The organism is Phenylobacterium aquaticum, from assembly GCF_947378715.1.
GTDB classification, from domain to species: Bacteria; Pseudomonadota; Alphaproteobacteria; order Caulobacterales; family Caulobacteraceae; genus Phenylobacterium; species Phenylobacterium aquaticum_A.
On sequence record NZ_CANCLE010000154.1, the window covers coordinates 1 to 9,136 of the forward strand.

10 protein-coding genes and 1 pseudogene are annotated in these 9,136 nt (G+C 68.0%); 7 read left to right on the forward strand and 4 right to left on the reverse strand.

The window, feature by feature from the left end; all coding sequences use genetic code 11:
• Positions 1–329: phosphoribosyl-AMP cyclohydrolase (hisI, locus tag Q7P21_RS16695; RefSeq protein WP_304177996.1), on the reverse strand; the 329-nt coding region annotated here is incomplete at its 3' end.
• 47 nt (positions 330–376) lie between these two features.
• Here hisI and Q7P21_RS16700 point away from each other — a divergent pair.
• The gene (locus Q7P21_RS16700) at positions 377–1,237 is read left to right on the forward strand and encodes a DUF817 domain-containing protein (RefSeq protein WP_304177998.1); all 861 of its coding nucleotides are present in this window, start codon (positions 377–379) and stop codon (positions 1,235–1,237) included.
• Here the strand turns inward: Q7P21_RS16700 and folE are convergent.
• Entirely contained in the window at positions 1,234–1,866 is a 633-nt protein-coding gene (gene folE, locus Q7P21_RS16705; RefSeq protein WP_304171616.1) for a GTP cyclohydrolase I FolE, read from the reverse strand. The two genes, Q7P21_RS16700 and folE, sit on opposite strands and share 4 nt — an antisense overlap.
• 187 nt (positions 1,867–2,053) lie before the next feature.
• Here folE and cysS point away from each other — a divergent pair, with 187 nt between their 5' ends.
• The 6 genes from cysS to Q7P21_RS16735 are packed head-to-tail and all read left to right on the forward strand — an operon-like array spanning position 2,054 to position 7,676.
• Positions 2,054–3,436, forward strand: coding sequence for a cysteine--tRNA ligase (gene cysS, locus Q7P21_RS16710; protein WP_304171615.1), 1,383 nt, complete (start codon positions 2,054–2,056; stop codon positions 3,434–3,436).
• Positions 3,437–3,441: 5 nt separating this feature from the next.
• On the forward strand, positions 3,442–3,993 hold the full coding sequence (locus tag Q7P21_RS16715; protein ID WP_304171613.1) for an SRPBCC domain-containing protein: 552 nt from the start codon (positions 3,442–3,444) through the stop codon (positions 3,991–3,993).
• On the forward strand, positions 3,990–4,439 hold the full coding sequence (locus tag Q7P21_RS16720; protein ID WP_304171611.1) for an iron-sulfur cluster assembly scaffold protein: 450 nt from the start codon (positions 3,990–3,992) through the stop codon (positions 4,437–4,439). The genes Q7P21_RS16715 and Q7P21_RS16720 overlap by 4 nt, the downstream gene beginning before the upstream one ends.
• 56 nt (positions 4,440–4,495) lie before the next feature.
• A complete protein-coding gene (gene yidD, locus Q7P21_RS16725) occupies positions 4,496–4,762 on the forward strand; it encodes a membrane protein insertion efficiency factor YidD (protein ID WP_304171610.1) in 267 nt (88 codons plus the stop codon).
• The gene (thrS, locus tag Q7P21_RS16730) at positions 4,759–6,741 is read left to right on the forward strand and encodes a threonine--tRNA ligase (RefSeq protein ID WP_304178000.1); all 1,983 of its coding nucleotides are present in this window, start codon (positions 4,759–4,761) and stop codon (positions 6,739–6,741) included. Before yidD ends, thrS begins: the two co-directional genes overlap by 4 nt.
• Entirely contained in the window at positions 6,738–7,676 is a 939-nt protein-coding gene (locus tag Q7P21_RS16735) for a glycosyltransferase family 2 protein (protein WP_304178002.1), read from the forward strand. Before thrS ends, Q7P21_RS16735 begins: the two co-directional genes overlap by 4 nt.
• Before the next feature lie 9 nt (positions 7,677–7,685).
• Here the strand turns inward: Q7P21_RS16735 and Q7P21_RS16740 are convergent, their stop codons facing one another.
• Positions 7,686–8,591: a hydroxymethylglutaryl-CoA lyase gene (locus tag Q7P21_RS16740; protein ID WP_304168015.1), complete on the reverse strand. Its 906-nt coding sequence runs from the start codon at positions 8,589–8,591 to the stop codon at positions 7,686–7,688.
• A pseudogene (locus Q7P21_RS16745) lies at positions 8,588–9,136 on the reverse strand (glycosyltransferase family 39 protein); the annotation flags it as partial. The pseudogene Q7P21_RS16745 and the gene Q7P21_RS16740, both read right to left, overlap by 4 nt.

Here is a 9,136-nt window from a genome sequence, read left to right on the forward strand (position 1 = left end):
TGGCAGGCGCCGCCATCGCCCTGGGGCAGGACCTTGAGCCACAGGCAGTCCTGGTCGCAGTCGATGCGCATCTCGACGATCTTCTGGATCTGGCCCGAGGTCGCGCCCTTGTGCCAGATCTCGTCTCGCGACCGGCTGAAATAGACCGCCTCGCCCAGTTCCAGCGTCCGGGCGAGCGCCTCGGCGTTCATCCAGGCGAACATCAGCACCTCGCCGGTCTCGGCGTGGGTGGTGACCACGGCCATCAGGCCATTGGCGTCAAAGCGCGGGGCGAGAACTTCGCCGCGCTCCAGGGCGGGCTTGTCGGGGGCGGTCGGGAACGGGCTCATGCGCAACCATATGGCGCGATCAAGCTCCGCCGCCTAGCCTCCGACGCATGAGTCTCAAGGACTGGATCAAGGGTCGCGTCGCCGACTTCGACCTGGCGGCCCGGCCCTGGGCGGGGCGGTCGCGGACCAACGCCTTCCTCTATGAGTTCCTGCTGTTCGGCCTGAAGCAGGCCTGGGCCTGCCTGTTTGGCGGGGCCATGGTCGCGGCCCTGATCGGCACGCACTTCTGGTGGCCGGCGAACGCCCTGCTGTCGCGCTACGACGCCCTGGTGGCCACGGGCCTGGGACTGCAGGTCCTGCTGCTGGCCACCAGGCTGGAGCGCTGGGAAGAGGCCCTGGTCATCGCCATCTTCCACGTGGTCGGCACGGGGATGGAGGTCTTCAAGGTCGCCCACGGCTCCTGGATCTATCCGGAGGCCTCGGTGCTGCGCATCGCCGGGGTGCCGCTGTTCTCGGGCTTCATGTACGGGGCGATCGGCAGCTATATCGCCCGGGCCTGGCGGCTGTTCGAGATCCGCTTTGAGCGCTACCCGCCATTGTGGGCGCCCTGGGCCCTGGCGGTCCTGAGCTATCTGAACTTCTTCACCGACCACTATGGCGTCGACATCCGCCTGGGCCTGTTCGTCCTGTCGGTGGTGGTGTTCTGGGGGCGATGGTTCCAGTTCACGCCGGACCTGAAGCCGCGTCGCATGCCGATGCTGATGGGCTTTGGCCTGGTGGCCCTGTTCATCTGGATCGCCGAGAACGTCGGCACCTTCACGCGGACCTGGATCTATCCCGCCCAGGCCCAGGGCTGGAACATGGTCCCACTGACCAAGCTCGGCTCCTGGTATCTCCTGATGATGCTGAGCTTCGTGCTGGTCAGCCTGGTCCACCGGCCGGAGCCGGCGGACCAGAAGCCAGACTAGCGGCGGTTCACGAAGTCGAGGAACCTTTGGCGCAGGGTCGCATCGGTCTTGAACACGCCGGTGAACTGGGTGGTCAGGGTGGTGACGTGGCGGTGATGGACGCCGCGGGTGGTCATGCACTGGTGGGCCGCGTCGATCAGCACGGCGACGCCGGCCGGGCGCAGGCCGTCGGTGATCGCATCGGCGATCTGCTGGGTCATGGTCTCCTGGGTCTGGAGCCGACGGGCGAAGATCTCGACCACCTTGGCCAGCTTGGAGATGCCCACCACCCGGTTGGTCGGCATGTAGGCCACATAGGCCTTGCCCAGGAACGGAGCCATGTGGTGCTCGCAGTGGCTCTCCACCTCGATATCGCGCAGCATGACGATGTCGTCATAGCCCTGGACGTCCTCGAAGGTGCGTGACAGCTCCTTGGCGGGATCGAGGTTGTAGCCCTCGAACCATTCGCCATAGGCATCCACCACCCGCTTGGGAGTGTCGATCACGCCTTCGCGTCGCGGGTCGTCGCCGGCCCAGGCGATCAGAGTGCGCACGGCCTCCATCGCTTCTTCGCGCGTCGGGCGCTTCACGGCTTCAAGATCAAGATCGGACACGCCGATCAGGGTTCGCTCGCGAGCAGATGCGTCCATGTTGGTGAGGGTCTTTCCGGGCTGAGTTGCGCCGGGACGAGGGTCCCGGATTGACGCGTGCCACCCATCTGCGCCGGCCGTTCGATCGGGATCTGTCTCCCGTGGCCTAGCGTGTGGTCCAAATGTATATGGGACAGACGCAGGCGCCGACAACCGTCACGCCACGTCAGTTTTGCTAAAGAGCCCTATGACCCTAAGCCTCTACGACACCATGGCCCGCGCCAAGCGGCCCTTCGTTCCTGCCGATCCCAAGCGGGTGACGATGTATGTCTGTGGCCCGACGGTCTATAATTTCGCCCATATCGGCAACGCCCGGCCGGTGGTCGTCTTCGACCTGCTGTTCCGGCTGCTGCGCTTCCAGTACGGCCGCGACGCCGTGATCTACGCCGCCAACGTCACCGACGTGGACGACAAGATCAACCGCAAGGCCGCCGAGGAAGGCGTGCCGATCTCGGTGATCACCGACCGCTATCTGGACATCTACAACGCCGACATGTCGGTGCTGGGCGCCCTGCGCCCCAGCCACCAGCCGCGCGCCACCCAGACGATGGATGCGATCATCGCCATGATCGGCAAGCTGGTCGCCAATGACTCGGCCTATGCCGCCGAGGGCCATGTGCTGTTCAACACCCAGGCCTATGCCGATTACGGCAAGCTGTCGGGCCATCCGATGGAGGACATGATCGCCGGCGCCCGGGTCGATGTCGCGCCCTATAAGCGCCACCCTGCCGACTTCGTGCTGTGGAAGCCCTCCAAGGACAATGAGCCCGTCTGGGACAGCCCCTGGGGACCGGGGCGGCCGGGATGGCACATCGAATGCTCGGCCATGATCGAACAGACCCTGGGCCTGCCTATCGACATCCATGGCGGCGGCATCGACCTGTTGTTCCCGCACCATGAGAACGAGATGGCCCAGGGCGTCTGCGCCCATGATGATCACTCTGTCGGTTACTCCAAGTACTGGATGCACAACGGCTTCCTGAACATGGGCGACGAGAAGATGTCCAAGAGCCTGGGCAATGTCGCCCTGGTCCGCGACCTGCTGGCCCAGGCGCCCGGCGAGGCCCTGCGCTGGGCCCTGCTGGTCGGCCACTATCGTGCGCCGCTGGACTGGACCGGCGACCTGATCGAGCAGTCGAAGAAGGCGCTCGACCGGCTTTATGGCGCTTTGCGGCGCTCCAGCGAGGTGGTCGCCGCCGACACCGGTCCGAACCCCAGGTTCCTGGCGGCCCTCGAGGACGACCTCAACACCCCGGCCGCCATGGCCGAGCTGTTCGCCATGGCCACGGCGCTGGAGACCGCCAAGGGCGAGGGCCGGGCCAAGGCCAAGGGCGAGTTGCTCGCCTCGGCCCACCTGATGGGCTTCCTGGGCGGGGATCCGGAGGCCTGGTTCCAGGCGGGTGTCACCGACGAGCTGCGCGAGAAGGTCGACGCCCTGATCGAGGAGCGGCTCGCCGCCCGCGTCGCCAAGGACTGGCCGGCCGCCGACCGTATCCGCGAGGCGCTCACGGCGCTGAATGTCGAGGTGATGGACGGCCCCGCCGGGGCGACCTGGCGGATCAAGGAGTAGGCCGGATGGCGATCAAGCCTGGAGAGATGTTCAAGCCTTCCGCCGGATTCGCCTTTGGCGGCGGCGACGCGGCGGGCAGTGGCGGGGGCGGGGCCAAGATCGAGCACCGGATCGGGGTCAAGGCCCCGGCCCGGGTGATCTGGGGCGTCATCGCCGACCTGCCGCGCTGGGCGGACTGGAACCCGATCTATCCCAGGGCCGAGGGCGAGATCCGCATCGGCGCGGTCCTGACCCTGACCCTGGCCCTGCCGGGCGAGGCGCATCGGACCATCCAGCCGGTGGTGCAGGACTGGGTGCCGGACGACCAGCTGCATTGGCGGCTGTCGGTGCTGCGCGGCCTGGTCCGCAGCGTCCGCTATATCGAGATCGAGAGCCTTTCGGACGAGAACTGCATCGTCTCCAACGGCGAGATATTCGGCGGCCTCCTGGGCCCGTCCGTGGCGCGCCGGATGCGCCAGTCGATCCGTCGCGGCTTCACCGAGATGGGCGAGGCCCTGGCCGCCCGCGCCGAGGCCGCATGGCGCGCCGAGGCCGGAACCCCCACATCCGCATCATGATCGACGATCTCTACTCGACCAGGCTCCTCAAGCTGGCGGCGAACCTGCCGCACGCCGGGCGGCTGGCCGATCCGCAGGGCTCGTCCGAAAAGGTCTCCAAGCTGTGCGGCAGCAAGGTGGTGGTCGATGTCGCCCTCACGGACGGCAAGGTCAGCGCCTTCGCCCAGGATGTGCAGGCCTGCGCGCTGGGCCAGGCCTCGGCCTCGATCCTGGGAACCCATGTGCTGGGCGCCGACCTGGCGGAGATCGAGATGGCCCGCGATCAGTTCCGTGCTATGTTGAAGCAAGGCGCATCCGCGCCCTCTGGACGATTTGCGGACCTATCCATGCTCGCCCCGGTGAAGGACTATCCGGCCCGACACGCCTCTACGCTGCTCGCGTTCGAGGCCGCAGCGGACGCCGTCCGTCGGGCCATGGAGCGAACTAGCCGCGCCGGCGCGGCTTGATCCCTGATTCCACTCGGGATATTCGCGGCGACTGAATCGCAAGGCTGCGAGCCGGCATGACCCTCTACGAAACCTGCGTCAAAGGCGCCCACCGCGCCTACAAGCTGACGCTTTCGCCCCTGATCGGGCGCCAGTGCCGCTATATGCCGAGCTGTTCGGACTATGCGGCCCAGGTCCTGGTCAGCCACGGCCCCTGGCGCGGCTCCTGGCTCGCGGCGCGGCGGCTGTGTCGATGCAATCCCTGGGGTGGTTCGGGCTATGACCCGCCGCCCCCGCCGCGTGGAGGACCTTCCTCCGCCCGGAAATGGACGTGTGAAACATGATCGATCTGATTTTTCCCGACGGCTCCGTGCGCCAGTTCGAAGAGGGGGTTTCCGGCCGCGAGGTCGCCGGCTCCATCGCCAAGTCGCTGGAGAAGCGCGCCCTGCTGATCAAGCTGGACGGCGCCCTGCTGGACCTTGACCGCCCCCTGCCGGGCGGCGGCAAGTTCGAGATCCTGACGCGGGAGAGCCCCGAGGCGCTGGACACCATCCGCCACGACGCCAGCCACGTGATGGCCGAGGCTGTGCAGGAGCTGTTCCCCGGCACGCAGGTGACCATCGGCCCGGCGATCGAGGACGGCTTCTATTACGATTTCGCCCGCGAGACGCCCTTCAGCCTCGACGACCTGGCCAAGATCGAGCAGCGCATGAAGGAGATCGTCGACCGCGACGAGAAGATCGTGCGCGAGGTCTGGGATCGCGACGCCGCCATCGCCCACTTCAAGGAGATCGGCGAGGCCTACAAGGCCGAGATCATCACCGACCTGCCCGACACCGAGACGATCACGGTCTATCGCCAGGGTCAGTGGAAGGACCTGTGCCTGGGCCCGCACCTGCCCTCTACCAAGCATGTCGGCAAGGCCTTCAAGCTGACCAAGCTGGCCGGCGCCTATTGGCGCGGGGACCATCGCAACGCCCAGCTTCAGCGGATCTACGGCACGGCCTGGGCCAATGAAGCCGACCTCGAGGCGCATCTGAAGCGGATCGAGGAAGCGGAGAAGCGCGACCACCGCAAGATCGGCCGGGCCATGGACCTCTTCCACCTGCAGGAAGAGGGCAAGGGGATGATCTTCTGGCATCCCAAGGGCTGGACGCTCTACCGCACGGTGGAGGCCTATATGCGCCGCCGCCTGGACGTCGACGGCTATGTCGAGGTCAAGGCGCCCCAGATCATGGACCGGGTGCTGTGGGAGCGCTCGGGCCACTGGGAGAAGTTCGGCCAGAACATGTTCACCTGCGAAACGACGGAAGGCGAGGTGCTGGCCGTTAAACCGATGAACTGTCCGGGGCACGTGCAGATTTTCAACTATGGGCAAAAGAGCTATCGCGACCTGCCGCTGCGGATGGCGGAGTTCGGCGCGTGCCACCGGTACGAGCCTTCCGGCGCCCTGCACGGCATCATGCGGCTGCGGGCCTTCACCCAGGACGACGCCCACATCTTCTGCCGCGAAGACCAGATCGAGGCGGAATCCACCCAGTTCATCCGCCTGCTGGAAAGCGTCTATGCCGACTGCGGCCTGGAGCTTCACTCGGTGAAGCTGGCCCTGCGGCCGGAGCTGCGGTTCGGCACCGACGAGGTCTGGGACGTGGCCGAGGCCAAGCTGGAGCGCGCCGCCATCGCCGCCGGCTGCACGGTCGAGCACCTGCCCGGCGAAGGCGCCTTCTACGGCCCGAAGCTCGAGTTCCACCTGCGCGACGCCATCGGCCGGACGTGGCAGTGCGGCACCCTGCAGCTCGACTATGTGCTGCCCGAGCGGCTCGACGCCGAATATGTGGCGGAGGACGGCTCCAAGCAGCGTCCGGTCATGCTGCACCGGGCGATCTGCGGCTCGATGGAGCGGTTCATCGGGGTGATGATCGAGAACTTTGCAGGGTCCTTCCCGCTCTGGCTGGCGCCGACCCAGGTGGTGGTCGCCACGATCACGTCCGACGCCGACGCCTATGCCCAGGAAGTCGTCCGCACCTTGCGGGCCGCCGGCTTGCGAGTTGAGGTTGATCTTCGCAATGAGAAGATCAATTACAAGATCCGCGAGCACAGCCTGGCCAAGGCGCCGGTGATCGCCGTGGTCGGTCGGCGGGAAGCCGAGGAGGGCAATGTGGCTCTGCGCAGACTGGGTTCCGACGGGCAAACCATGCTTTCGCTCGCCCAGGCCGCGAAGGCCCTTGCCACGGAAGCGTCACCGCCTGATGTTGCCCGTGGCGCCGCGGGGGCGGAGCCTGCTTCGGTCTCAGTTGCGACCGAGGCCATGGAGGCTGGATGAACGGCATAGCCGCACCGATCGTCGCCTACGAGCCCGCACCGACGCTTAGCTTCATCGCTCCGCGCCGTAAGGTGTCGGTGGTGATGGTGGTCTATATGACCGGCGAGGCGCTCGAGGAGAGCGTCTCCTGTGTGTTGGCCGATCCCCAGGTCGACGAGTTCGTCATCGTCGATAACGGGTCGAGCTGCGCAGAGGCGACGCGCCTCAAGGGCCTGGCCGATCGCGACCGGCGGGTGGTGCTGATCGTCGGCCAGGGCAATGTCGGCTTCGCGCGTGGCGCGAATCTCGGCGCCCGGCAGGCCAGCGGTGAAATCCTGATCTTCCTCAATCCCGACGCCTTCCTGCAGCCAGGCTGCATCACCTCGCTCGCCCAGGCGATCGAAGCCCGGCCCGCGCCCTGCATCGTCGGCGGCCGGGTGCTGAACGCCGACCGCACGGAACAGCGCGGCGCGCGGCGCGGCGACATCACCCTGATGAGCGCCCTGATGAGCCTCAGCCACCTGGCCCAGCGGGTGCCGGCCTGGCGCCGCTACGAGGTGCATTGGGAGACCGATGCGCCGCCGGAGGGCGTGGCGGCCATACCGACCATTTCCGGCGCCTGTTTCTGCATGCGCCGCGAGGACTTCGACGCCGTCGACGGCTTCGACGAGGGCTATTTCCTGCATGTCGAGGACGTGGACCTGTGCTGGCGGGTGCGCCAGGCGGGGGGCATGGTGCTGTTTCAGCCCCAGGCCGAGGTGATCCATCTGGGCCATACCAGCCGCGCCAGCCCGATCCGGGTGGAGTTCCACAAGGGGGTCGGCCTGGCTCGCTATTTCCGCAAGCGCGCGGGCAACGTCTCCCAGACCCTGCTGGCCTGGCTGCTGTCGCCGGTCATCGTCTGCACCGCCGTGGTCCGCCCCGTGATGTGGCGCATGCGCGGCCGTGCGGCCTGAGGTCGCCGATCAGGCCGAAAGCGGAAATCCGCCCGCGCGGCTGACCGCGGCGCTGGGCGGCTTGCCCAGCAATCCAGACATCCACTTGGCTGCGTCGATCAGGCCCGCCAGGTCGTAGCCGGTCTCGAACCCGGCCCGCTCCAGCATATAGACCAGGTCCTCGGTGCCGATATTGCCGGTGGCGTCGGGGGCGAAGGGACAGCCGCCCAGGCCGCCGCAGCTGGCGTCCAGCACATCGACCCCGGCCTCGACCCCGGCATAGGCGTTGGCGAGCCCGGTGTTGCGGGTGTCGTGGAAATGCAGGCGCAGGGGGATGTCGCCGACGGCCTTGCGCACCGCCTCGACCCGGCGGCGCACCATCCACGGATCGGCCACGCCGATGGTGTCGGCCAGCGCGATCTCGGCGATGTTCAGGCCGGCGGCCTCGCGGGCCAGGGCGACCACGTGGTCCTGGGCCACCTCGCCGTCGAAGGGGCAGCCAAAGGCCACCGAGAAGGTGGCGGTGATCGGCGGGCCGCCCTCGGCGTCGCGCCGGGCGGCGATCTGCGCCAGGGCCTGCATCTGTTCGGCGGTCGAGGCGCCCTGGTTGCGGACGCCGAAGCCGTCGGTGGCGCAGACCACCACATTGGCTTCGTCGCACGCGGCGGCCACCGCCCGCTCCCAGCCGCGCATATTGAGCACCAGGCCAATGCGGCCGCCGGTCGGCTGAGCGGAGAGGTCGGCCATCACCTCCTCGGCGCCGGCCATCTGCGGCACGCGCTTGGGATTGACGAAGGACACGGTCTCGATCCGCCTGGCGCCGGCCGCCTCCAGGCGGCGGATGAAGTCGAGCTTCTGGCCGACGTCCAGCGGGATCTTCTCGTTCTGCAACCCGTCGCGGGGGCCGACTTCGACGATCTGGATGAACCGGCTCATGGCGGGGTCTCCTCCGGCGGGGCGTAGATGCGCAGGGTGGTCTTGTCGCCGTTGGAGTAGTCCAAGCCGCTGACCTGGCCGACCAGGCGGGGGCGGACATTCAGGGTCTTCAGCGCCGCTTCGAAGGCCACCTGCTCGCGAGCCTCGACCACGGCGGGGCGGTTGTCGGCCAGGGCGTCGGCGGCCTCGATGGGCCCTTCCAGGTCGGTGGTGGTGCCGACCCCGAACACCAGGCTGGGCTCCGCGTAGCCGGCCACGGCGATGGGGCCGGCGGTGATGCCCTGGCGGGGCAGCAGGCGCGCGCGGGCCAGGACCGTCTCGACGCGCTGCGACAGCCACAAAGGCCCAAGGCGGGGGGCCAGGCCCGCGACCAGCATCCCGTGCCCGGCCAGGCCCAGGCCCAGGGCGGCGACCAGCGCGGTCATGGCGGGGCCACGCACGAGCAGGACGGCGCCGACGATCCCGGCGCTTGCCAGGAGCGCGGCGGACAGCACCGCGGCGGGCAGGTCCGTGGGGTCGCCATACTGGCGATAGAGATAGATCGC

Excerpts from the sequence above, each read along its gene's own strand:
- folE (WP_304171616.1), bottom strand. The coding sequence starts at position 1,866 with ATGGACGCATCTGCTCGCGAGCGAACCCTGATCGGCGTGTCCGATCTT.
- thrS (WP_304178000.1), top strand. The coding sequence starts at position 4,759 with ATGATCGATCTGATTTTTCCCGACGGCTCCGTGCGCCAGTTCGAAGAG.
- Q7P21_RS16735 (WP_304178002.1), top strand. The coding sequence starts at position 6,738 with ATGAACGGCATAGCCGCACCGATCGTCGCCTACGAGCCCGCACCGACG.
- yidD (WP_304171610.1), top strand. The coding sequence starts at position 4,496 with ATGACCCTCTACGAAACCTGCGTCAAAGGCGCCCACCGCGCCTACAAG.
- Q7P21_RS16720 (WP_304171611.1), top strand. The coding sequence starts at position 3,990 with ATGATCGACGATCTCTACTCGACCAGGCTCCTCAAGCTGGCGGCGAAC.
- Q7P21_RS16700 (WP_304177998.1), top strand. The coding sequence starts at position 377 with ATGAGTCTCAAGGACTGGATCAAGGGTCGCGTCGCCGACTTCGACCTG.
- Q7P21_RS16740 (WP_304168015.1), bottom strand. The coding sequence starts at position 8,591 with ATGAGCCGGTTCATCCAGATCGTCGAAGTCGGCCCCCGCGACGGGTTG.
- Q7P21_RS16715 (WP_304171613.1), top strand. The coding sequence starts at position 3,442 with ATGGCGATCAAGCCTGGAGAGATGTTCAAGCCTTCCGCCGGATTCGCC.
- cysS (WP_304171615.1), top strand. The coding sequence starts at position 2,054 with ATGACCCTAAGCCTCTACGACACCATGGCCCGCGCCAAGCGGCCCTTC.